This window comes from Burkholderia sp. KJ006, from assembly GCF_000262695.1.
Taxonomy (GTDB): domain Bacteria; phylum Pseudomonadota; class Gammaproteobacteria; order Burkholderiales; family Burkholderiaceae; genus Burkholderia; species Burkholderia vietnamiensis.
This window is the reverse complement of the sequence record NC_017920.1, coordinates 575,135-598,129: the sequence shown is the minus strand read 5'-3', so window position 1 is coordinate 598,129 and position 22,995 is coordinate 575,135. Positions and strand designations below refer to the sequence as shown.

The window sequence follows — 22,995 nt, the reverse complement described above, 5'->3', positions numbered from 1 at the left end:
GCACGACGGGGGCCGGAACGCGACGGGTCGTGGCTTACCCGTAGCGCCGTCGTGCGCGCCGCGCGTGCGGATTACAATGCCGGTCAGACCGGCCATTGCACAGATCATGAAAAACGTTCCGCACACCGTGACCGACGCCGCCATCGCGACGATCCGCGACCGGATCGAGGCAGGCGTGTATCCGGTCGGCAGCCTGCTGCCGGCCCAGCGTCAGCTCTCCGAGGAGCTGGAGATCAGCCGCGCGTCGCTGCGCGAGGCGCTGTCCACGCTCGAGGCGCTCGGGATGCTGCGCATCCGCGCCGGCAAGGGCGTCTATGTGGAGAGCGCGCAGGCGAGCGCCGCGCATGCGTGGCAGTTCGCCGAGCAATCGTCGCCGCCCGACACGTACCAGATGCGCTATGCGCTCGAAGGCTTCGCCGCGCGGATGGCCGCGCACGTCGTCACCGACGACGACATCGCGTGGTTCGAGGACAACCTTGCCGAGCTGCACGTCGCCTTGACCGAAAGCGAGCTCGACGAAGCGTCGCGCCTCGACTTCGACTTCCACATGCGGATCATTCATCTCGCCGGCAACGCGGCGATCGAGTCGGTGCTGCGCAGCAGCGCGGACATCATGAAGGAAAGCCAGCGCATGCCGTTCTACCGGCGCGAGCTGCTGCTGTCGACGTGGCAGGAGCACCGCGCGATCGTCGATGCGCTGAGCGCGCGCGACGCGGCCGCGGCGGGCGATGCGATCGAGACGCACATCACGAATGCTGCGCGCCGTGCCGGGATCTTCTTTCCGACGCCGGGCGGTTGACGCACGGCGCGGGCGTCGCATGGCAGTCGCGCACCTGGCGCTCGCGGGCCGGGGAAACGGCTCGGCGCGCTGCTCATGTAGCGCCGGACAATAAAAAACCCGGCCGAATAACCGGGCCGGGTTCGTGCATCGCGCCGGCCGCGTCGCCGCGGCCGCACGATTCGCAGACTTACTTCGCGTTCGCGAATGCGACTGCCGTATCGAGCATGCGATTCGAGAAACCCCACTCGTTGTCGTACCAGCTCGACACCTTGACGAGACGGCCCGACACCTTGGTCAGCGTTGCGTCGAACGTCGACGAAGCCGGGTTGTGGTTGAAGTCGATCGACACCAGCGGTGCGTCGTTGTAGCCGAGGATGCCCTTCAGCGCGCCTTCCGAAGCTTCCTTCATGATCGCGTTGACTTCCTCGACCGTCGTGTCGCGCTTCGCGATGAACGACAGGTCGACGATCGACACGTTGATCGTCGGGACGCGGATCGCATAGCCGTCGAGCTTGCCGTTCAGTTCCGGCAGCACCAGGCCGACCGCCGAAGCAGCGCCCGTCTTGGTCGGGATCTGGCTGTGCGTGGCCGAACGCGCGCGGCGCAGGTCTTCGTGATAGACGTCCGTCAGCACCTGGTCGTTCGTGTACGCGTGGATCGTCGTCATCAGGCCGGTTTCGAGGCCGATCTGGTCGTTCAGCGGCTTGACGAGCGGCGCCAGGCAGTTCGTCGTGCACGATGCGTTCGAGATGACCGTGTGCTCGGCCTTCAGCACGTTGTGGTTCACGCCGTAGACGATCGTCGCGTCGACGTCCTTGCCGCCCGGCGCCGAGATGATCACCTTCTTCGCGCCGCCCTTCAGGTGGGCGCTCGCCTTTTCCTTCGACGTGAAGAAGCCCGTGCATTCCATCACGACGTCGACGCCCAGCTCGCCCCACGGCAGTTCTGCCGGGTTGCGGTTCGCGAGCACGCGGATCTTGTCGCCGTTCACGACCAGGTAGTCGCCGTCGACCGACACTTCGCCCGGGAACTTGCCGTGCGCGGTGTCGTACTGGGTCAGGTGCGCGTTCGTCTTCGCATCGCCCAGATCGTTGATCGCGACGATCTCGAGATCGTGCTTCTTGCCGTTTTCATAAAACGCGCGCAGCGTGTTGCGGCCGATACGGCCGTAGCCGTTGATTGCGACGCGGATCGTCATGGTCTATCTCCTGATGGCTGAAAAAATTCGTTTCGTGCAGCTTCACGGTGCGACGCGCGCGGCCGGCCGCGCGCGTCGCGAATGCTCTTAGGCCAGCACGGCCTTCGCCGTCTCGATCACGTGCTCGACGGTGAAGCCGAAGTACTTGAACAGCACGCCGGCCGGCGCCGATTCGCCGAACGTGTCGATCCCGACGACGCCGCCTTCGAGGCCGACGTACTTGTGCCAGAAGCCGGTCACGCCCGCTTCGATCGCGACGCGGCGCACGCCGTGCGGCAGCACGCGCTCGCGGTACTCGGCGTCCTGGCGGTCGAACACGTTGGTCGACGGCATCGACACGACGCGCGCCGCGATGCCCTGCTGTGCGAGCGGCTCGACGGCCTTCATCGCGAGTTCGACTTCGGAGCCCGTCGCGATCAGGATGATCTTGCGCGCGACGATCTCGTCATCCCAGTCCTTCAGCACGTAGCCGCCCTTCTCGATGTTCGCGATCTGTGCATCGGTACGCGGGTTGAACGCGAGGTTCTGGCGGCTGAAGATCAGGCTCGACGGACGGTCGGCTGCGACCGCGTGGGTCCATGCGACGGCAGTCTCGACCGTGTCGGCCGGACGCCACACGTCGTGGTTCGGGATCAGGCGCAGGCTCGATACGTGTTCGATCGACTGGTGCGTCGGGCCGTCTTCGCCGAGGCCGATCGAGTCGTGCGTGAACACGAAGATCGACGGCACCTTCATCAGCGACGCGACGCGCAGCGCGTTGCGGCTGTAGTCGGAGAACGTCAGGAACGTGCCGCCGAACGGCTTGTGGCCGCCGTGCAGCGCGAGGCCGTTGATCGCGGCGCTCATGCCGAATTCGCGCACGCCGTAGTTGATGTGGTTGCCGAGCACGACGCCCGCGCCTTCCGGATTCGCGCGCACCGCCTTCGACGCCTTCCAGTTGGTCAGGTTCGAGCCGGTCAGGTCGGCCGAGCCGCCGAGCAGTTCCGGCAGCACCGCGGCGAGCCCTTCGATCGCCTGCTGCGACGCCTTGCGGGTCGCGACCGTCTCGCCGCGCTGGTTCGCGCCGGCGACGATCGCCGCTGCCTTCTCGGCCCAGTCGGCCGGCAGCTTGTTGGCCATCCGGCGCTCGAATTCGGCTGCTTCGGCCGGGTACTTCGCGCGGTACTGCGCGAACGTGTCGCTCCAAGCCGCTTCGGCGCGCTGGCCGGCGTCCTTCGCGTCCCATGCCGCATAGACTTCCTGCGGAATCACGAACGGCTCCCAGGTCCAGCCGAGGGCTGCGCGCGTCTTCGCGATTTCTTCCGCGCCGAGCGCCGCGCCGTGCACGTCGTGGCCGCCCGCCTTGGTGGCCGCGCCCTTGCCGATCACCGTCTTGCAGCAGATCAGCGTCGGCTTGTCCGACAGCTTGGCCTTCGCGATCGCGGCGTCGACCGCGTCGACGTCGTGGCCGTTCACGTTCGGGATCACGTTCCAGCCGTACGCCTCGAAGCGCTTCGGCGTGTCGTCATGGAACCAGTTGACGACGTCGCCGTCGATCGAGATGCCGTTGTCGTCGTACAGCGCGATCAGCTTGTTCAGCTTCAGCGTGCCGGCCAGCGAGCAGGCTTCGTGCGAGATGCCTTCCATCAGGCAGCCATCGCCGAGGAACACGTAGGTGTGGTGGTCGACGATCTTCGCGCCGTCACGGTTGAACTCGTCGGCCATCAGCGCTTCGCCGAGCGCCATCCCGACGGCGTTCGCGAGACCCTGGCCGAGCGGGCCGGTGGTCGTCTCGACGCCCGGCGTGATGCCGTATTCCGGATGGCCCGGCGTCTTGGAGTGCAGCTGGCGGAAGTTCTTCAGCTCTTCGATCGGCAGGTCGTAGCCGGTCAGGTGCAGCAGCGAGTACAGCAGCATCGAGCCATGGCCGTTCGACAGCACGAAACGGTCGCGGTCTGCCCAATGCGGGTTCGTCGGGTTGTGCTTGAGGTGACGCGACCACAGCGCCACGCCGATTTCGGCCATGCCCATCGGCATGCCGGGGTGGCCGGAGTTCGCTTGCTGGACGGCGTCCATCGCGAGCGCACGGATCGCGTTGGCCATCAAAGTGGTGGAGGCGGGAGACGAAGTCGTCATGTCGAGTCCGGAGAACGAGTCGAGGAAACGGGAGCACGGCGGCATCCGGAAGCTCGAGCGTCGAACGTTCCCGGCGCGCGATGCGGCGCCTGAAGGACGCGAAGCGGACGGAGCCGACGGACGGGGCTGCAAAGCTCGGCATTTTAACAGATGGGCCGACATTTCCCCTGCCGGCGCTCCGTGTTCGGGCACGCATTTCCGGCAAACCGCGCGCCTCCTATAATTCAGGCGTCGGAACTGCCCGCCCCGCGCGCCCCCCGTGAGCACGACCCTCCTTTTTCATCCCACGCCCGACGCCGCGTACGGCTTTCCCAACGCGCGACGGCTCGCGCACGTCGCCTCGCCGCACCAGCACATCGAAGTGTGGGACACCCCGCAGCTCGGCCGCCTGTTCACGCTCGACGGCCGGCCGATGACGTCGGTCGGCGACGAATACGTGTACCACGAGTGCATGACGCACCCGGCCGCGCTCGCGCATCCGTGCCCGAAGAAGGCGCTCGTGCTCGGCGGCGGCGACGGCGGCGCCGCGCGCCAGTTGCTCAAGCACGCGTGCATCGAGCGGATCGTCGTCGCCGAACTCGACGACGAAGTGGTCGGGATGGCGCGCCGCTATCTCGACGACGTGCACCAGGGCGCGCTCGACGATCCGCGCGTCGAGGTCGTGATCGGCGACGCCGCGCAGTTCGTCGCGTCGACCGTCGAGCATTTCGATCTCGTCGTGTTCGACCTCACGCCGCCCGACTCGCCGGCGGCCGGCCTCTATACGCGCGAGTTCTACGCGCGGCTCAAGCGGATCCTGACGCCGCGCGCCGCGCTGTCGATGCATCTGGGCTCGCCGCTGTTCCATGCGGCGCGCATCGCCGCGCTGCTCGACGATCTGCGCGCGAGCTTCGCGTTCGTCGACCCGCTGTCCGCGCACGTGCCGCTGTACGGCTCCCAATGGCTGATGGCGATCGCGAGCGACACGCTCGACGCGGCCGCGCTGTTCGCACACGACGTCGACGAGCGGCTCGCCGCCCGCCGCGTGCACGGATTGCGCTACTACGATGCGCGACTTCATGCGGCCCTCTTTGCCCTGCCGCGCGCGCTGCGCGATACACTGGGCGGGCGCCGCTGAGCTTGGCGCAACGCGTCGTGATGCCGGTTGATCGCGCGCTCGTCGGCGCGCAGCGGGCGGGCGCGGTAAACGCCCGTCGCGGCGGCCGCATGCGGCCGAACGCCCGCGCGACGACCTTTCCACAGGAGATTTGATGACCGATCCACGTCCGGCCAACGTGCCTTGGTTGACGCCTTATCTGGCCGTGCGCAACGCGCGCGCCGCCATCGACTTCTTCAAGGCCGCATTCGGTTTCGCGCTGCGCGACGTCCATGACGAGGACGGCGCGATCATGCACGTCGAGATGACCTATCACGATCAGCTGATCGTGATGTTCGCGCCCGAAGGCGCATTCGGCTCGACCGCGCTCACGCCGAAGCATGCGAACGCGACCGCGCCGCAGTCGTTCTATCTGTACGTCGACGACGTCGACGCGACCTGGCAGCGCGCGCTCGATGCGGGCGCGAAGTCGCAGAGCGCGCCGCAGGACCAGTTCTGGGGCGACCGCTTCGCGCAGATCGAGGATCTCGACGGCTACCGCTGGGCACTCGCGTGCCGGGTGCGCCCATGAACGGAGCCGCAATCGAGATGAACGAGGCGACCACCACCGCGGCCGTGCCGCGCTTTTTCGTCGAAGCGACGCTGCGCGCCGGCGCGACGCTCGCGTTGCCGGCCGACGTCGCGCGTCACGCGCAGGTGCTGCGGCTGGAGCCCGGCGACGCGCTGGTGCTGTTCGACGGCAGCGGCGGACAGTACCGCGCGCAGCTCGTCGAGATCGACAAGCGCAACGCGCTTGCGCAGCTCGACGCGTTCGAGCCGGTCGAGGCCGAGCCGCCGTACCGTGTGACGCTCGCGCAAGGCATCGCCGGCGGCGACAAGATGGACTGGGTGATCGAGAAGGCCGTCGAGCTCGGCGTCGCGGCGGTCGTGCCGCTGACGACGGCGCGCGGCGTCGTGAAGCTGTCGGGCGAGCGCGCGGACAAGCGCGTCGCGCACTGGCGCGGCGTCGTGCGCGCATCGTGCGAGCAGTGCGGGCGCAACCGCGTGCCCGAGGTCGCCGCGGTGCGCGGGTTCGGCGCGTGGCTCGACGCGCTGCCCGCGGCGCCGGCCGACGGCGAGTTGCGGCTGCTGCTGTCGCCGCGCGCGAGCATTCCGTTCGCGTCGCTGCCGGATCAGCCGCCCGCGGCTACGGTCACCCTGCTGATCGGGCCGGAAGGCGGGTTGTCGCCGGACGAGGAAAACGCGGCGCGTGCGCACGGCTTCACCGCGCTGTCGCTCGGCCCGCGCGTGCTGCGCACCGAAACGGCCGGCGCGGCCGTACTCGCGGCGCTGGCCGCGCGCTGGGGCGGGTGGTGATGCGGCGGGCCGCCGCGCGTGGCAAGCGGCGGCCCCGAACTCTCGGCGAGTCGCATATCGAGCACCGGCTGCGCCCGGCCCGCGCGAGCGCGGACGCAAAAAAGCCCGCTCGACGCGGGCTTCCTGCAGGATGGGCCGCGTAGGCGGCCGCCGCACCTGCGCTTACGCGAACGAATAGAACACGCGGAACGCGACCTTGCGCTCGGCCCAGAACTCCGCGGCCTCGCGGAACACGTCGAGCAGCGTCTCGCGCCCTTCCTTGTCGAACTTCTGCGCGATCGGCAGCCCTTCGAGGACGATCACGAAACCGGGCTGTGCGCCGGCCTTCGCGACGAGGTCGGTCAGGCAGTCGTACAGCGCGTCGTAGTTCTTGCCGAAATGCTTTGGAAACAGAAACGACGTCGCGATCGTCTCCATCACTTCCTGCTTCGACTGCGCGGCGCCGCAATACGCATACAGGAAATGCTGGCCGAGCCGACCGGCTTCGTCGGCGAGATCCTGCACGCGGAACGCGCGGATCGACTGCACGAGATTGGGTCGGACGGTCGTGAAAAGGCTCATAGGCTCCTCGTTCGATGAAAGCCCGGGCTCGGCCGCCTGTTGCTCAGGCGCGCCGCCGGCCTGTGCCGCCGCGTGTAGTTGCATCACGCGCTGAAACAGATTGCCGTCGCCGGCCGCGAACAGTTCCGCCGCCGCCGTATCGTGCGCGTAGATGGAGTCGCTCATGCCGTTCATCCCGAAGTCATTCAACAATACGTTTAAAACTGTTGTAGTGGTCGTCTGTGTAATAACAGTTGTCGGTCCGGCGCAGCGGCCCGCCACAGACGATCCGACGCGCGCCGCGATTGCGCGCGCGCGGCGTCGGGACCGTGTACTCGTGGTAGTAGCCGCGCTTCGCCTTGGGCAGGATCCGTTCGCGATTGCCGAACACGACGCCGTCCTTCTCGTAAGGATAGGGGCCGCCGTCGGCGATCAGGCCAAGCGTGGTCACGGCCTCGCGCGGCAAACGCGCCGCGGGGACCGTATCGACCCCGGCTGCGGCCACGTCGGCCGAAGCGGCCTGCCGTGCGTATGCGGCGGAAACCAGACTGCCCGTCGGCGCGCCGACGATACCCATCGCAAACATCGCGAAGACGGACGCGAGCGCGCCGTTGCGGAGCCACTTGCGTGCCATGAACCAGGGTTCCCGCTGTTAAATCAAGTAGTTGACGACCAACCAAAGGCGTTAGCGTAGCGCTATTGTTCCCGCGAATCAATGTTCGTTTGGAAACCGAAAGCCCGATGCCCCGCCGCAACGGGCATTTTTTACCTAAATCACATCACTTTTATCTTTCATAGGATAAAATGGCGGCGGCATCTGTCACCTGGCGAGATCTGCCTCCTTGCCACGCTCATTACCCGGAGTGGAGAGATGCCGTTGTTGATTAGGGAAAGCGCCTTCGCGCGATACCCGACGGCGTGCCCGTTGCGGGCACGCCTCTTTTTGCCTTTGTTGACAATTTCATCTGCTGTGCCGCGCCGGTTCGACCGGGCGGCACCCGCGTGTTGGCTCAGCGCGACGCGTTCACGTCGGCGACCAGCAGCGCCGCCATGTTGACGATGCGGCGAACGGTCGCCGATTCGGTCAGCACGTGCACCGGCTGCGCGGCGCCCAGCAGGATCGGCCCGATCGCGATGTTGTTGCCGGCGGCCGTCTTCAACAGGTTGTACGCGATGTTCGCCGAATCGATGTTCGGCAGGATCAGCAGGTTCGCGTCGCCCTCGAGCGTCGATTCGGGCAGGATCTCCTTGCGCAGCGCCGCGTCGAGCGCGACGTCGCCGTGCATCTCGCCGTCGACCTTCAGCTCCGGCGCGCGTTCCTGCAGGATCGCGAGCGTATCGCGCATCTTCTGCGCTGACGGCGCGTTGCTCGTCCCGAAATTGGAGTGCGACAGCAGCGCGACCTTCGGCTCGATGCCGAACCGGCGCACTTCCTCGGCGGCCATGATCGTGATCTCGGCCAGCTCCTCCGGGGTCGGATCGACGTTCACGTGCGTGTCGACCAGGAAAATCTGGCGGCCCGGCAGCACGAGGCCGTTCATCGCCGCGTAGACGCTGCAGCCCGGGCGCTTGCCGATCACCTGGTCGATGAAGTGCAGGTGGCGGTGCGTGGTGCTGATCGTGCCGCAGATCATCCCGTCCGCTTCGCCCTTCTTCACCAGCATCGAGCCGATCAGCGTCGTGCGGCGGCGCATCTCGACACGCGCGAGCTGCTCGCTGATGCCCTTGCGCGCCATCATCTTGTAGTACGTCTGCCAGAAGTCGCGGTAGCGCTCGTCGTGCTCGGTGTTGACGACGGTGAAATCGGCGCCCGGCGTCAGGCGCAGCCCGTAGCGCTGGATACGGTGCTCGATCACCGACGGGCGGCCGATCAGGATCGGCTTCGCGAGCTTCTCGTCGACGATGATCTGAACCGCGCGCAACACGCGCTCTTCCTCGCCCTCCGCGAACACGACGCGCTTCTTCTCGCCGGGCGCGGCGCGCGCGATCTGGAAGATCGGCTTCATCGTCGTGCCGCTGTGATAGACGAACTGCTGCAGATGCTGCTTGTACGCGTCCATGTCCTCGATCGGGCGCGTCGCGACGCCGCCGTCCATCGCGGCCTGCGCGACGGCCGGCGCGATCTTGACGATCAGGCGCGGGTCGAACGGCTTCGGAATCAGGTATTCGGGGCCGAACGACAGATCCTGGATCCCGTACGCGGTCGCGACGATGTCGCTCTGCTCGTGCTGCGCAAGCTCGGCGATCGCATTGACCGCCGCAATCTCCATCTCGCGCGTGATCGTCGTCGCGCCGACGTCGAGCGCGCCGCGGAAGATGAACGGGAAGCACAGCACGTTGTTGACCTGGTTCGGATAGTCGGTGCGGCCCGTGGCCAGCACGGCGTCCGGGCGCACTTCGAGCGCGAGCTCGGGCAGGATCTCGGGCGTCGGGTTCGCGAGCGCGAGGATCATCGGCCGTTCGGCCATGCCCTTCACCATCTCCTGCTTCAGCACGCCGCCGGCCGACAGGCCGAGGAAGATGTCGGCGCCTTCCATCACCTCGGCGAGCGTGCGTGCGTCGGTTTCGCGCGCGAACCGCTCCTTGTCCGGGTCCATCAGCTCGGCGCGGCCCTTGTACACCACGCCGGCTAGGTCGGTCACCGTGATGTTCTCGAGCGGCAGGCCGATGTCGACCAGCAGATCGAGACACGCGAGCGCGGCCGCGCCGGCGCCCGACGCGACCAGCTTCACCTTCTTGATGTCCTTGCCGACGACCTTCAGGCCGTTCGTGACGGCCGCGGCCACGACGATCGCGGTGCCGTGCTGGTCGTCGTGGAACACCGGAATCTTCATCCGCTTGCGCGCTTCGCGCTCGACGATGAAGCAGTCGGGCGCCTTGATGTCCTCGAGGTTGATCCCGCCGAAGGTCGGCTCGAGCGCGGCGATCACGTCGACGAGCTTGTGCGGGTCCGACTCGTTCAGTTCGATGTCGAACACGTCGATGCCCGCGAACTTCTTGAACAGCACGGCCTTGCCTTCCATCACCGGCTTCGACGCGAGCGGGCCGATGTTGCCGAGCCCGAGCACCGCGGTGCCGTTCGTGACAACGCCGACCAGGTTGCTGCGCGCGGTGAAGCGCGCGGCGTTCAGCGGGTTCTCGACGATCTCCTCGCACGCGAACGCGACGCCGGGCGAATACGCGAGCGCGAGGTCGCGCTGGTTGATCATCTGCTTGGTGGGGGCGATCGCGATTTTCCCGGGCGTCGGGAATTCGTGATAGTCGAGGGCGGCTTCGCGGAGCTTGGCTTTGGAGGAGGCTTGAGTCGACATGTGTCTCGTGGCGGGCGGATTAGAATGACTGTTCCACCGCATTGTAGCGCCAATCCAACCCCGTCAGACCGGCGTTTCGGGTGCAACAGCCGCGACAAAAATGGACTGAACGGTGCAGAAACGGCGCCGTTCGCCTCGTACAATGCCGTTCCTTTCACCGCTTCCGGGTCCGTCCGCCGTGCCAGCCGCCCTGTCCGAGTTTTCGCTGATCGATCGCTTCTTCGCGCGCCGCGCGGCCCGCGGCACCCGCACGTCGACGCTCGGCATCGGCGACGATTGCGCGCTGCTCGAGCCGCGTTCCGGAAAACTGCTGGCCATTTCGACCGACATGCTGGTGGAAGGCCGCCACTTCTTCCCCGACGTCGCGCCCGACGCGCTCGGTCACAAGACGCTCGCGGTCAATTTGTCCGACCTCGCCGCGATGGGCGCCGCGCCGCGCGCGTTCACGCTCGCGTGCGCGCTGCCGCGCGCGGATGCCGCGTGGCTCGACGCGTTCAGCCGCGGGCTGTTCGCGCTCGCCGACCGGTTCGGCTGCGAGCTGATCGGCGGCGACACGACGAGCGGGCCGCTGAACCTGTGCGTGACGGTGTTCGGCGAAGTGGCGCCGGACGCCGTGCTGCGGCGCGATGCCGCGCGCCCCGGCGACGACGTCTGGGTGTCCGGCACGCTCGGCGACGCGCGCGCGGGCCTCGGCATCGCACGCGGAGAATGGCGCGCCGGCGCCGACGACGCAGCGGCGTTCCGCCGCGCGCTCGAGCGTCCCGAGCCGCGCATTGCGCTCGGGCTCGCGCTCGCCGGCGTCGCGCATGCGGCGCTCGACATCTCGGACGGGCTCGCCGGCGATCTCCAGCACATCCTCACGCGCTCGAACGTGGGCGCGGACGTCGACGCCGATGCGGTGCCGCGCTCGGCGGCGCTCGCGGCGTTGCCGCCCGACGTGCAGCGGCGCTGCGCGCTCGCCGGCGGCGACGACTACGAGCTGTGCTTCACCGCGCCGCCCGCGGCCCGCGGGGCGGTCGAGGCAGCCGGCGCGAGCGCGGCGGTGCGGGTCACGCGAATCGGTACAATACGCGCGTTGTCTTCGCCGTCGGAGCGGCCCGCGATCGCGTGGCGCGACGCCGCCGGCGCGCCCCTCACCCTCACGTTGCACGGCTTCGACCACTTCGATGCACACTGATCCGACGCACGCGCAAGCCGAGGCAGCGCCCGGCGCCGCCCCGCTCGCCCCGCGGCGCGCGAGCGCGCGCTTCATGCTGTCGCACCCGGCGCACCTCGTGTCGCTCGGCTTCGGCAGCGGGCTCGCGCCGTTCCTGCCCGGCACGTTCGGCACGCTGTTCGGCTGGCTGACGTTCGTCGTGCTCAACCGCTATCTGACGGTGCCCGAATGGTGGGCGCTGATCGCGCTCGGCTTCGCCGCCGGCACCTGGCTGACCGGCTTCACCGCACGCAAGATGGGCAACGCCGATCCGGGCCCCATCGTCTGGGATGAAATCGTCGCGATCTGGCTCGTGATGCTGTTCGTCACGCCGGCGACCTTCGTCGGCCAGCTGTGGGCGTTCGTCGTGTTTCGCCTGTTCGACATGTTGAAGCCGCCGCCGATCCGCTACTTCGACCGCCGCGTGAAAGGCGGGCTCGGCATCATGGTCGACGATCTGGTCGCCGCGTTCATGACGCTGCTCGTGATCGCGCTGTGGCGCTCGGTCGTCGGCTGACCGATTTCCCGACTCCCGTTTCCCGACGCGCATGCCAACCGATTCAGTCGTCCATCAGCTTGCGATCCGCGCAGGCAACAAATTGCGTGACGAGCACCTGTCGCTCGCCACCGCCGAGTCCTGCACGGGCGGCATGATCGCCGCCGCGATCACCGACATCTCCGGCAGCAGCCAGTGGTTCGAGCGCGGCTTCGTCACCTATTCGAACCAGGCCAAGAGCGAGATGATCGGCGTGCCGCCCGACCTGATCGAGAAGCACGGCGCGGTCAGCGAGCCGGTCGCCCGCGCGATGGCCGAAGGCGCGCTGCGCAACAGCCGCGCGCAGGTCGCGCTGTCGGTCACCGGCATCGCCGGGCCGGGCGGCGGCAGCGAGAAGAAGCCGGTCGGCACCGTGTCGTTCGCGTGGAGCAACCGGCTGCACACCGACGTCGAGACGCTCGTGTTCAAGGGCGACCGCGAGCAGATCCGCACGCAGGCGGCCGCGCATGCGCTGCGCGGGCTGTTGAAGCTGCTCGACGAACGCGAGGGCTGATCCGCCCGCCCCGCCCGCTTGCCGGATCGCGTCGTGCTTCACGACGATCCGGTTTCCGTCTGCCGTCTCACCGGCGTGCCGTCGTTAAGGATCGGTGACAAGCGCGAGCGACGCGCGCAGTTCGCGGTCCGCGGATGCGGCTGCGCACGCCGACGCGGCGAGCGGCCGCCCGAACGGGCGGCCGGCAAGGTCAGCGATACGCGTTGATCGCGTCGCGCGTCTTCTGCGCGGCGAGCGCGGCGGCTTCGGCGAAATCCTCGTCGCGGCTCGCGTACAGGATCGCGCGCGACGAGTTGATCATCATCCCCGTGCCGTCGGCGGTGCGGCCCGCGGTGACGGTCGCCTGCACGTCGCCGCCCTGCGCGCCGATGCCCGGAATCAGCAGCGGCATGTCGCCGACGATCCCGCGCACGACCTCGATCTCGTTCGGGAACGTCGCGCCGACCACGAGGCCGAGCTGGCCGTTCTTCGCGTTCCACTTGTTCGCGGCGAGATCCGCGACGACCTGGTACAGCGGCCGGCCGTTGGTGTCGAGGAACTGCAGGTCGGAGCCGCCCGGGTTCGACGTGCGGCACAGCACGATCACGCCCTTGCCTTCGTGCTCGAAGTACGGCTCGACCGAGTCGTAGCCCATGTACGGATTGACCGTGACCGCGTCCGCGCGATAGCGCTCGAACGCTTCGCGCGCGTACTGCTCGGCCGTGCTGCCGATGTCGCCGCGCTTCGCGTCGAGGATCACGGGCAGGCCCGGATGCTGCAGATGGATATGCGCGATCAGCCGCTCGAGCTGGTCTTCCGCGCGATGCGCGGCGAAGTACGCGATCTGCGGCTTGAACGCGCTCGCATACGGCGCGGTGGCGTCGACGATCTGCCGGCAGAATTCGAAGATCGCATCGGGCTGGCCGTCGAACTGCACGGGAAAGCGCGACGGCTCGGGATCGAGGCCGACGCACAGCAGCGAATTCGTGCGCTGCCACGCGGCGCGCAGCGATTCGATGAAAGTAAGCGGGGAAGACATGGCGGATACTCGCGGCAAACCGTTGGTAGACCGCGTATTTTACCCGCGTCGCCAGCGCGCTTCGCGCGCGGCCGCGTCGACCCGCGCATCGGTGCGCGCGACGGTGAACGAAAAGCGCCGCGTGAGCCGTTCGCCGGGCGCGAGCAGCGTCATCCCGTGCGCGGCCGCGCCGCCCGGCAGGTTCACCGCATTGATCGGATGATCGACCGGCTCGAAGCAGAAGAAATCCTCGCCGGGCGGCGTGTACAGCACATACGCGTCGACGTCGGCGGCGATCGTCAGCGACAGCGCGCGGCGCGGCCAGCTGATCGTCGCGTGGCCGCCCCAGCCGGTGAACGCGTGATTGACGAGCGTGGGCGGCAGCGGATACGCGACGCCGAACTGCCATGCGGGCGGCACGCTCACGTGCCGCACCGGCAGGAAATCGGCGCCCGACAGCCACAGTCCGCCGGCGGCGGCGGCCAGCTCGGTCGTGTCGTCGCGCACCACGAACGGATGCAGGCCGAGCCCGAACGGCAGCCGCGCGCGCCCGGCGTTCTCGATCGACAGCGCGATCGACAGCGTCGCGTCGTCGAGCTCGAACGACTGGATCGCCCGGAACGCATACGGCGCGCCGCTCGCGCGATCGAGCGACAGCTGCAGCGACGTGGCGGTCGCGTCGTCGACCTGCCACCGCGCGAGCCAGCCGTCGCCGTGAATCGGCAGCGGCTCGTCGCGCCGGTTGCGCGGCACCGCGACGTTGCGCCCGTCGCATTCGAAGCGGCCGTTGCCGATCCGGTTCGAGTAAGGCAGCAGCGGATAGCACGCGAGCGCGTTCGGATCGGTCGCGCTATCCGGCTGCTCGCAACGGCGGAACACCGGCACCGCCACGCCGTGATCGCCGCGCCAGTCGAAGCGCGCGATGCCGCCGCCGAGATGCGGCAGCACGTCGAGCCGCAGCAACGCGTTCGACAGCGTGACGGCCGCCGCATGCGCGGCGCCGACGCCCTGCGCGAACGCGGCGGTCTGCGGGCCGGCGCTGACCGGCTGCGCGGCGGCAGCCAGGCGCGCGCGGCGCGTCTGGCTCGTGGACGACGATGCGCGCGAGGGCGTGGCAGTCATGTCGAACTCCTTTCCTTCGTCGATGAAACGATACGGCGCGCTCGCGCGGCGCCGTGCGAACGCGACGTCGCAATCAGGCCCAGCCGCCGTCGACCACCACGTCCTGCGCGGTGATCATCCGGCTGTCGTCGGCCGCGAGAAACAGCGCCATGCGCGCGAGATCGTCCGGCAGCAATTCGGCGTCGATGCACTGGCCGGCCTTGATCGCCGCGCGGCCCGCGTCGTCGAGCCACAGCCTGCGCTGCTTGTCGGTCATCACCCAGCCGGGCACCAGCGAATTCACGCGGATCCCGAACGGCCCGAGATCGCGCGCGAGCCCGCGCGTGAGCCCCTGCACGGCCGCCTTCGCCATCACGTAGACGGGATAGCCGCCGTTCTTCAGCATCCAGCTGATCGAGCCGAGATTGATGATCGCGCCGCCGCCCTGACGCTTCATGTCGTCGATCACGGCTTGCGCGGCGAAGAACTGGTGACGCAGGTTCACCGCGATGCCGGCGTCGAACGACGCGGGCGTCACGTCGGCGATCGCGTGGCGCGCATCGTTCGCCGCGTTGTTCACGAGCACGTCGATCGCGCCGAGCCGCGCGCGGATCGCGTCGATCGTGCCGCGCAGCGCGTCGATGTCGGTCAGGTCGCACGCGACGAACAGCGGCGCGTGGCGTACCTCGGGCTCGCCGGCGAGGCGTTCGGCCAGCGCCGCGCCCGCCTGCGCGTCGAGATCGACGAACGCGACGCGCGCGCCCTGGCGCGCGAAGTGCTCGACGAACGACGCGCCGATGCCGGTCGCGCCGCCCGTGATCAGCACCGCGCGATCGGCGAGGCTCGGGTAGCGCGCATAGCGCGCGTGCTGCGCGGAAGTGTCGAGAGTCATGCGGATCGTCTCCGTGGAATCGGTCAGTCGCGTACGCCGCGGTTCTTCAGCTGGTCGAGCAGCACGGCCGCGAGCAGGATCGCGCCGCGCACCAGGTACTGATAGAACGCGTCGATGTTCAGCAGGTTCATCACGTTCTCGACCGTGCCCATGATCAGCACGCCGATCACGACGCCCGAGATCGTCGCGCGGCCGCCCATCAGCGATACGCCGCCGAGCACGCACGCGGAGATCACGTTCAGCTCGAAGCCCTGCGCGGCGTTCGGCTGGCCCGACGTGATGCGCGACGCGAGGATCACGCCCGCGAGCGCCGTCACCGCGCCCTGGATCAGGAAGATGTAGACGCGTGTGCGCTCGACGTTGATCCCGGCGAGGCGCGACGCCTCCGGGTTGCCGCCGATGGCGAGCGTGTTGCGGCCGTACACGGTCTGGTTCAGCAGCACGCCGAACACGATGAAGCACAGCAGCGTGACCCAGATCGGCAGCGACACACCGAACAGCGACAGCCCGCCCAGCGCGATGAAGGTATCCGACGACACGCCGACCGCCTGCCCCTTCGACACGATGAAGCCGAGCCCGCGCACGATCTCCATCGTCGCGAGCGTCGTGATCAGCGCGTTGATGCGCAGATACGCGATCACCGCGCCGTTCACGAAGCCGATCGCCGCGCCGGCCGCGACCGCCGCGACGATCGCGACCAGCGTGTTGTCGGTCGCGTTCAGCACCATCGCGCACAGCACGCCGGAGAACGCGACGGTCGAGCCGATCGACAGGTCGAAGTCGCGCGACGCGAGACAGAACATCATCGTGCACGCGACCATCCCGATCTGCGAGATCGACAGCGCGAGGCCGAGCATGTTGTCGATCGAGAAGAAGTGATCGACCGTCAGCGACATCGTGATGAACATCACCGCGAAGATCGCGATCAGGCTGTATTCGGTGAGGTGCTGCCACCACTTCTGGCGATCGCTCTGCTGCGGCACCAGCGCGTCGGCCGACGGCTTCACGGCTGCGCTCGCGAGGTTTTCCCTGACTTGCATGGTTGTGTCTCCTGCTCCTGCTTCGCGCGGCCCGTGCCGCGCGTGATCGATTCGAATGTCCCGGCCGCGTGCGGCCGCCTCAGGCCGCCTGCGCGGCGCTCGTCTGCGGCAGCGCGAGGCTCAGCACCGCATGCTCGTTCGCGCGCTCGCGCGGCAGCTCGCCCGCGATGCGCCCTTCGCGCATCACGACGATGCGATCGGACACGCCCAGCACTTCGGGCAGCTCCGACGACACCATCACGATCGCGCAGCCGCGCTCCGCGAGCCGGTAGATCACGTCGTAGATCTCGTGCTTCGCGCCCACGTCGATGCCGCGCGTCGGCTCGTCGAGGATCACGACCTTCAGGTCGGGCTCCGCGAGCCAGCGCGACAGGATCGCCTTCTGCTGATTGCCGCCCGACAGGAAGCGGATCTTCTGCCGGCGGTTCGGCGTCTTGATCTTCAGCCGCTGGATGAAGCGGTCGGCCGTTTCGATTTCGGTCTTGCGGTCGATGAACAGCCCCGCGCGCAGCGAATGGCGGCGGCAGCTGATGTTGATGTTCTCCGCGACCGACGCCATCGCGATGATCCCTTCCTCCTTGCGGTCCTCCGGACACAGCACGATGCCGTGACGGATCGCGTCGCCGGTGCGCTTCACGTCGATGCGCCGGCCGTCGAGCGTCAGCACGCCCGCGCGCCGGCGGTCCGCGCCGTACACGAGCCGCATCAGCTCGCTGCGTCCCGCGCCCACCAGCCCGAAGAAGCCGACGATCTCGCCCGCGCGCACCGAGAAGCTCGCCGGCTCACGCAGCGCCGGGCCATCGACGCCTTCGGCCGAAAACCGCACGTCGCCGAGCGCGCGCGGCGCGTAGTGGTAGATGTCCGCGATCTCGCGCCCGACCATCTCGGCGACCAGCCGCTCGCGCGGCACGTCGGCAAGCGCTTGGTGCGACGCGATCTTGCGGCCGTCGCGGAAGATCGTGCATGCGTCGCAGAGCCGGTAGATCTCGTCCATCCGGTGCGAGATGTAGATCAGCGCGCGGCCCTGCGCGCGCAGATCGTCGACGAGCTTGAACAGCACTTCCGTCTCGCGATGCGACAGCGAGCTGGTCGGTTCGTCGAGCGCGATCACGCGCGCGTTGCGCATCAGTGCCTTGCAGATCTCGACCATCTGGCGCTGCGCGATCGACAGCCGCCCGAGCTTCGCGTCGGGGTCGAGATCGACGCCCATCGCGGCGAGCCGCTCGCGCACGTGGCGCTTCGCCTCGCCCTTCTTCACCCAGCCGAGCGCGTTCGGCAGCCGGCCGAGCAGCAGGTTCTCCGCGACCGTCAGGTCGGGCACGTACTGCAGTTCCTGGTGAATCACCGCGATGCCGGCCGCGATCGACGCGGCCGCACTCGAAAAATGCACGGGCTGGCCGTCGACCAGCACGCTGCCCGCATCGGGCTGGTATTCGCCGCCGAGAATCTTCAGCAGCGTCGACTTGCCCGCGCCGTTCTCGCCCATCAGGCCATGCACCTCGCCCGCATGCACGTCGAACGAGATGCCGTCGAGTGCGCGCACGCCGGGAAATACCTTGCCGATATTGTCAAAACGCAGTGCCGCTGACACGTCGTCTCCCCACTTCCAGATCGATCGCCGGCCGCCGCATCGCCGCGGCGGCCGGCATCCCGCTTGCTCGCTTACTTCGACGCGAGCCCCATCTCCTCGCGCACCTTCGCCACGTTCTCGCGCGTCGCGAGCATGCCCGTCGTCAGCGTGAGCGGCGGCGGCGCCTTGCCCTGCGTGATCCACGCGTACATCAGCTCCGAGGTTTCCTCGCCGTGGCGCTTCGGGCTGATGATCACGGTGCCGTAGAAGCCGGTCGGCTGCGGCTTCTTGAACTCGTTCAGCGCCGACTCCGAGCCGCCGATGCCGATCCCGATCATGTTGTCGGCCTTGAAGCCGCGCCCTTCGGCCGCGCGCACCGCGCCGAGCACGGCCTCGTCGTTCAGGCCGTAGGCGACCCAGTGCTTGAACTGCGGGTTCTTGGTGAGCGCGATGTTCGCCGCGTTGAACGCGTTCTCGGTGTCGGTCTTCGCCTGCGGCGCGGCGATCACGTTGGCCTTCGGGAAGCCGGCGGCGACCAGCGCGTCGGTCGCGCCGCTCGTGCGGTCGTGCGCGGTCGGCAGCTGCTCGTAGGTGATGTCGATCGCGCCGACTTCCTTCATGTTCCAGCCGCGCTTCTTGATCTCGGCCGCGATGCCGTCGCCGACCTGCTTGCCGATGTTGTACGCGGAGATGCCCATGTGCGGCACCGATTCGATCGGCTTGCCCGCGCCGTCGACGAGGCGGTCGTCGACCGTCATCATCTTCAGGTTGTGCGACTTCGCCTTGGCGACGATGCCCGGCCCGAGCTTCACGTCGGGCGTGCAGATGATGAAGCCCTGCGCCTTCTGCGCGGACAGGTTGTCGATCGCGCTCATCACCTTCTCGCCCGACGGCGCGCCGATCTTCACGAGCGTGAAGCCGCGGTCCTTGGCGGCGATCTCGGCGAACTTCCATTCGTCCTGGAACCACGGCTCTTCCGGCTGCTTCACGAGGAAGCCGATCTTGACCGGATCGGCCGCCTGCGCGAGCGGGCTGCCGAGCACCACCGCGGCCGCCGCGGCCAGCGTTACGAAGGTTCTGCGTTTCATGTCCAGTGTCTCCTTGTCTTCATCGAACGGGATGCAGCCGCTTGTTGGTTTCGACGCAGCGTGCGCGCGGCCGTCGCACGTGCGGTCTTTCGAATCGTTACGTCAGGCGCCTCAGTCGTGGTACAGCGCCGCGCGCCCGCCGTCGACCGTGATGCACGTGGCATTGATGAACGGCGCCTCGTCGGACGCGAGGAACACGGCCGTCATCGCGACTTCGTCCGGCTGGCCGATGCGCTTCATCGGCTGCAGCGCGAGCGTCTGCGCGCGCGCCGCCGCCGGGTCGTCCTGCGCATCCCACCAGTCGCGGGTGAGCTGCGTGTCGATGTAGCCGGGCGCGATCGCGTTCACCCGCACGTTGTGCGCCGCGTATTCGATGCCGAGCGCACGCGTGAGCCCGAGCACGCCGTGTTTCGCGACCGGGTACGGAAAGCAGCCCGGAATGATGCTGAACGCATGCGTCGACGCGATGTTCACGATGCAGCCGCGGCCGCGTTCGACCATGTCCGGCAGCGCCGCGCGGCAGCCGTGCCACACGCCGTCGAGGTCGACCGCGAAGCAGCGGCGCCAGTCGTCGTCGCTCATCGTCAGCGGATCGGCGAACACGTTGATGCCCGCGTTGTTCACCAGCACGTCGAGCGGGCCGAATTCGGCTTCGGTGCGCGCCAGCGCAGCGCGCATCGAGTCCTGGCGCGTGACGTCCGCATGCAGCGCGAGCACGCGCGCGCCGTCGACCTCGGCGGCGATCGCGGCGGCGGTGCGCTGCGCGTGCTCGACGTCGACGTCGAGCAGCGCGACGCACGCGCCCTCGCGCGCGAACGCATGCGCGATCGCCGCGCCGATGCCGCGTGCCGCGCCCGTCACCGCGGCGACCTTGCCGGCCAGCCGCGCCATCATGCGGCTCCGCCGCGCGCCGCGCGCAGGCCGGCCTGGAACGCGCGCGCGTTCGCGGCCGTCGCGTCCGCCGTCTGGCCCGGCCGATACAGCGCCGAGCCGAGCCCGAAGCCGTTCGCGCCGGCCGCCAGGAACGGCTGCATGTTGTCCGGCGTGACGCCGCCGACCGGAATCAGCGGCACCGCGCGGTCGATCACCGCGCGCCACGCCTTCACGACCGGCACGCCGAGCTGCTCGGCCGGGAACATCTTCAATACGTCGGCGCCGTTGGCGAGCGCGGCGAACGCCTCGGTCGGCGTCGCGACGCCCGGCGCGCTGGCGAGGTCCAGCTCGCGCGCGCGGCGGATCACGGCGGCGTCCGAGTGCGGCATCACGATCAGCGCGCCGCCCGCGTCGCGCACGCGCTCGACGAATTCGGCGCGCAGCACGGTGCCTGCGCCGACGATCATGTCGTCGGGCAACGCGCGGCGCAGCGCGGCGATGCTGGCGAACGGTTCGGGCGAATTGAGCGGCACCTCGACGATCCGGAAGCCGGCTTCATGCAGCGCGAGCCCGTGATCGACGGCTTCCGCGGGCGTGATGCCGCGCATGATGGCGATCAGCGGACACGCGTCGAACGCATGCATCAAGGCGGGGTGCGGCGTGTACGGTGCGGGCAGCGTGAGGTCGGACGGCATGGACGGTTCCTCTTCAATCGGTTCGTTGGTCGGCGCGCACCAGCCCGGCGCGCGCGGCGATCCACCACAGGCCGCGTTCGGTCGCCTGCGCGACGACGCGCGCATGGGTGCAGCCGAACCCGCGCAGCGCATCGACGTAGCGGGCGCACAAGCCGTCGTCGCCGATCAGCAGCAGCGGCTGGTTCGCGAGCGCGACGCCGCGCTCCGCGAGCATCGCGGCGAGCGCATTCAGTTCATGGCCGATCAACAGGCCGGACAGGTAATCGCCCTGCGCATCGGGCGCGAGCCGCCCGGTCAGGCCGAGCGTGCGCGTGCTGAAGACGGTCGCGAGCAGCCCCGTGTGCCGCGCGCCGCGCGCGACCGCGACGCCGCGCTCGAACGCCGCGCGGTCGGACGACGCGCTCGCGCGCATGGTGCGGCCGAGGATCGTGTGATCGCGCAGCGCCGCGTACAGCTCGCCGGTCATGAAGGTCTGGAAGCGCTCGATCAGCCCGTCCTTCACCCACGCCCACTTCGCATGCGTGCCCGGCAGCCCGATCAGTACGCCTGAACGATCGGCATCAAGCAATGGATCGTTCGCGAGTGCGCCGAAGATCTGGGTTTCCTCGCCGCGCATCACGTCCGGCAGTTCGCCCGTCGCGATCACGCCCGGCACGATCGCCACCGTCGTGCCGCGCGCGGTGCTTACCGTGACGAGACCGGCGACGAGCGCATCGGCGCCGGCCGGCACCGCGACGTACGGCGCCTCGCGCCAGCCCTGCGCGCTGCCGACCATCCCGGCGGCCAGCACCGGCACGCCGGGCGCGCGGTCGAGCCAGTCGCCGCACGCCTCTTCGAACACGTCGTCGAACGCGCGCGCGCCGTCGGCGGGCACGTGCATCACGCCTGCCGCGCGGCTGCGCGTGTCGATGAGCGCGCCGTGCGCGTCGAACAGATAGGCGCGCAGCGACGTCGTGCCCCAGTCGAGCGCGATCAGCGACGGTGCGGCGTCCGGAGCGGTCCCGGTCGAATTGGTCATCGTTTGATCCTGCGGGTACCCTGCGGCGGGCTCCAGCCCAGCTCCGCGGAAATGGCTCGCGCTTCGCGCTGCACGAGCGGAATCAGTTCGTCCATCCGGTCGTGCGGCATGTACGGAATCGTGCTGGCAACCGACACGGCCGCCACGATCGCGCCCGATGCATCGCGGATCGGCGCGGCCACGCAGCGGATCGACGCCTCGTTTTCCTCGAGGTCGAACGTGTAGCCGCCGGCCGCGTAGTGCGCCATGCGCTGCAGGAACGCGCTCGTCTCCGGCCGGTTGTCCGGCTTGAAATTCACGCCGGCCAGCGCGCGCCGCGCGGCTTCGAACAGCGAGCGCCACAGGTCCGGGTCGAGGTCGAGCATCATCGCCTTGCCGATGCCGGTCGACGCGAGCGGCATCCGGTGGCCGACGCGCGAACGCATTTCCAGCCCGCGCGTGCCGGGGATCTTGTCGATGTACAGCACGTCGTCGCCGTCGCGCACGCCGAGATGGATCGTGTCGAGCGTCGCTTCGGCGAGCGCTTCGAGATGCGGGCGCGCGACCGCCGTCAGCGGCATCTGCTCGAGGGCGATCGTGCCGAGCTCGATCAGCTTCGGCCCGAGCAGATAGCCGCCCTGCACCTGACGCAGGTAGCGCGCCTGCACGAGGCTGCTGACGAGACGGTGCGTCGTGCTGCGCGTCGTGCCGAGCGCGGCGCCGATCGAACGCATGTCGCGCGCGCCGTTCGCGATCGCTTCGAGGATCGCGAGGCCGCGCAGCAGCGTCTGCGTGCCGGCCTGCTGCGCGGCGAGGTCGAGCGGCGTGCTGGTCGCGCCGATGCTGTCGGTCAGCGGCGCATCGTCCGGCGTCGCGCGCCGGGCGTCGAGAGCAAGGGTGTCGGGCATGTTGGTCATGGAGCGGGCTTCGTCAACGGAATCGGTGAAGCCGCCGTCGCGACGCGCAAGCGAGCGCGGGCGTCGCGGCGACGCGGCAGTCGATGCACCGAGGAAAGCGCCCGGCGAAGGTCATGGAAGGTGTCTCCGTATGCGTCGGGCGCCGCGCGGTGCGTGGGTCCGAAGCTGTCGATGTGCTTCGGAT

Annotated in this window: 22 protein-coding genes; 7 read left to right on the top strand and 15 right to left on the bottom strand. The window is 68.9% G+C overall.

Annotated features, from left to right (window positions below; genetic code table 11):
- Positions 1-76 precede the first annotated feature (76 nt).
- Entirely contained in the window at positions 77-799 is a 723-nt protein-coding gene (locus MYA_RS02730) for a FadR/GntR family transcriptional regulator (RefSeq protein WP_014722435.1), read from the top strand.
- 169 nt (positions 800-968) lie between these two features.
- Here the strand turns inward: MYA_RS02730 and gap are convergent, their stop codons facing one another.
- Positions 969-1,979, bottom strand: coding sequence for a type I glyceraldehyde-3-phosphate dehydrogenase (gap, locus tag MYA_RS02725; RefSeq protein ID WP_011883251.1), 1,011 nt, complete (start codon positions 1,977-1,979; stop codon positions 969-971).
- 87 nt (positions 1,980-2,066) lie between these two features.
- A complete protein-coding gene (gene tkt, locus MYA_RS02720) occupies positions 2,067-4,139 on the bottom strand; it encodes a transketolase (protein WP_014722434.1) in 2,073 nt (690 codons plus the stop codon).
- Positions 4,140-4,353: 214 nt separating this feature from the next.
- On the opposite strand from tkt, the gene speE reads away from it, so the two are divergent.
- The 3 genes from speE to MYA_RS02705 all read left to right on the top strand — a co-directional run bounded on the left by speE (position 4,354) and on the right by MYA_RS02705 (position 6,546).
- The gene (gene speE, locus MYA_RS02715; protein ID WP_011883249.1) at positions 4,354-5,211 is read left to right on the top strand and encodes a polyamine aminopropyltransferase; all 858 of its coding nucleotides are present in this window, start codon (positions 4,354-4,356) and stop codon (positions 5,209-5,211) included.
- A gap of 133 nt (positions 5,212-5,344) precedes the next feature.
- The gene (locus tag MYA_RS02710; RefSeq protein ID WP_014722433.1) at positions 5,345-5,761 is read left to right on the top strand and encodes a VOC family protein; all 417 of its coding nucleotides are present in this window, start codon (positions 5,345-5,347) and stop codon (positions 5,759-5,761) included.
- 17 nt (positions 5,762-5,778) lie between these two features.
- Positions 5,779-6,546, top strand: coding sequence for a 16S rRNA (uracil(1498)-N(3))-methyltransferase (locus MYA_RS02705; protein WP_011883247.1), 768 nt, complete (start codon positions 5,779-5,781; stop codon positions 6,544-6,546).
- A gap of 162 nt (positions 6,547-6,708) precedes the next feature.
- Here MYA_RS02705 and MYA_RS02700 read toward each other — a convergent pair whose 3' ends face one another.
- The 3 genes from MYA_RS02700 to MYA_RS02690 all read right to left on the bottom strand — a co-directional run bounded on the left by MYA_RS02700 (position 6,709) and on the right by MYA_RS02690 (position 10,397).
- Positions 6,709-7,272 (bottom strand): barstar family protein, encoded by a 564-nt coding sequence (locus tag MYA_RS02700; protein ID WP_011883246.1) that lies wholly within the window; start codon positions 7,270-7,272, stop codon positions 6,709-6,711.
- Between the two features lie 16 nt (positions 7,273-7,288).
- The gene (locus tag MYA_RS02695) at positions 7,289-7,720 is read right to left on the bottom strand and encodes a ribonuclease (RefSeq protein WP_011883245.1); all 432 of its coding nucleotides are present in this window, start codon (positions 7,718-7,720) and stop codon (positions 7,289-7,291) included.
- Positions 7,721-8,096: 376 nt separating this feature from the next.
- Complete coding sequence (locus tag MYA_RS02690; RefSeq protein ID WP_014722431.1) at positions 8,097-10,397, bottom strand: NADP-dependent malic enzyme; 2,301 nt, start codon at positions 10,395-10,397, stop codon at positions 8,097-8,099.
- 142 nt (positions 10,398-10,539) lie between these two features.
- On the opposite strand from MYA_RS02690, the gene thiL reads away from it, so the two are divergent.
- Genes thiL through MYA_RS02675 form a run of 3 tightly spaced genes read left to right on the top strand, consistent with a single transcriptional unit; the run spans position 10,540 to position 12,641 of the window.
- On the top strand, positions 10,540-11,574 hold the full coding sequence (gene thiL, locus MYA_RS02685; RefSeq protein ID WP_085954461.1) for a thiamine-phosphate kinase: 1,035 nt from the start codon (positions 10,540-10,542) through the stop codon (positions 11,572-11,574).
- Positions 11,564-12,109 (top strand): phosphatidylglycerophosphatase A family protein, encoded by a 546-nt coding sequence (locus MYA_RS02680; RefSeq protein WP_014722429.1) that lies wholly within the window; start codon positions 11,564-11,566, stop codon positions 12,107-12,109. The genes thiL and MYA_RS02680 overlap by 11 nt, the downstream gene beginning before the upstream one ends.
- A 31-nt stretch (positions 12,110-12,140) precedes the next feature.
- Positions 12,141-12,641, top strand: a complete 501-nt coding sequence (locus tag MYA_RS02675) for a CinA family protein (RefSeq protein ID WP_011883241.1) — start codon at positions 12,141-12,143, stop codon at positions 12,639-12,641.
- 190 nt (positions 12,642-12,831) lie between these two features.
- Here the strand turns inward: MYA_RS02675 and pyrF are convergent, their stop codons facing one another.
- The 10 genes from pyrF to MYA_RS02625 form a co-directional block, all read right to left on the bottom strand.
- Entirely contained in the window at positions 12,832-13,659 is an 828-nt protein-coding gene (gene pyrF / locus MYA_RS02670) for an orotidine-5'-phosphate decarboxylase (protein ID WP_011883240.1), read from the bottom strand.
- 39 nt (positions 13,660-13,698) lie between these two features.
- Positions 13,699-14,760 (bottom strand): aldose 1-epimerase, encoded by a 1,062-nt coding sequence (locus MYA_RS02665; protein WP_014722427.1) that lies wholly within the window; start codon positions 14,758-14,760, stop codon positions 13,699-13,701.
- Positions 14,761-14,833: 73 nt separating this feature from the next.
- Complete coding sequence (locus MYA_RS02660; protein ID WP_014722426.1) at positions 14,834-15,631, bottom strand: SDR family NAD(P)-dependent oxidoreductase; 798 nt, start codon at positions 15,629-15,631, stop codon at positions 14,834-14,836.
- A gap of 23 nt (positions 15,632-15,654) precedes the next feature.
- Positions 15,655-16,671: an L-arabinose ABC transporter permease AraH gene (gene araH, locus MYA_RS02655; RefSeq protein ID WP_011883237.1), complete on the bottom strand. Its 1,017-nt coding sequence runs from the start codon at positions 16,669-16,671 to the stop codon at positions 15,655-15,657.
- 79 nt (positions 16,672-16,750) lie between these two features.
- Positions 16,751-18,262 carry an L-arabinose ABC transporter ATP-binding protein AraG gene (gene araG, locus MYA_RS02650; protein ID WP_014722425.1) on the bottom strand — a complete coding sequence of 504 codons (1,512 nt, stop codon included), beginning with the start codon at positions 18,260-18,262 and terminating at the stop codon, positions 16,751-16,753.
- 71 nt (positions 18,263-18,333) lie between these two features.
- Positions 18,334-19,329, bottom strand: coding sequence for an arabinose ABC transporter substrate-binding protein (locus MYA_RS02645; protein ID WP_014722424.1), 996 nt, complete (start codon positions 19,327-19,329; stop codon positions 18,334-18,336).
- 111 nt (positions 19,330-19,440) lie between these two features.
- The gene (locus tag MYA_RS02640; protein ID WP_014722423.1) at positions 19,441-20,220 is read right to left on the bottom strand and encodes an SDR family oxidoreductase; all 780 of its coding nucleotides are present in this window, start codon (positions 20,218-20,220) and stop codon (positions 19,441-19,443) included.
- Entirely contained in the window at positions 20,220-20,897 is a 678-nt protein-coding gene (locus tag MYA_RS02635) for a 2-dehydro-3-deoxy-6-phosphogalactonate aldolase (protein WP_041493750.1), read from the bottom strand. Before MYA_RS02635 ends, MYA_RS02640 begins: the two co-directional genes overlap by 1 nt.
- A 13-nt stretch (positions 20,898-20,910) precedes the next feature.
- Positions 20,911-21,915, bottom strand: coding sequence for a 2-dehydro-3-deoxygalactonokinase (locus MYA_RS02630; RefSeq protein WP_014722422.1), 1,005 nt, complete (start codon positions 21,913-21,915; stop codon positions 20,911-20,913).
- On the bottom strand, positions 21,912-22,811 hold the full coding sequence (locus MYA_RS02625) for an IclR family transcriptional regulator (RefSeq protein ID WP_011883231.1): 900 nt from the start codon (positions 22,809-22,811) through the stop codon (positions 21,912-21,914). Before MYA_RS02625 ends, MYA_RS02630 begins: the two co-directional genes overlap by 4 nt.
- Positions 22,812-22,995 lie beyond the last annotated feature (184 nt).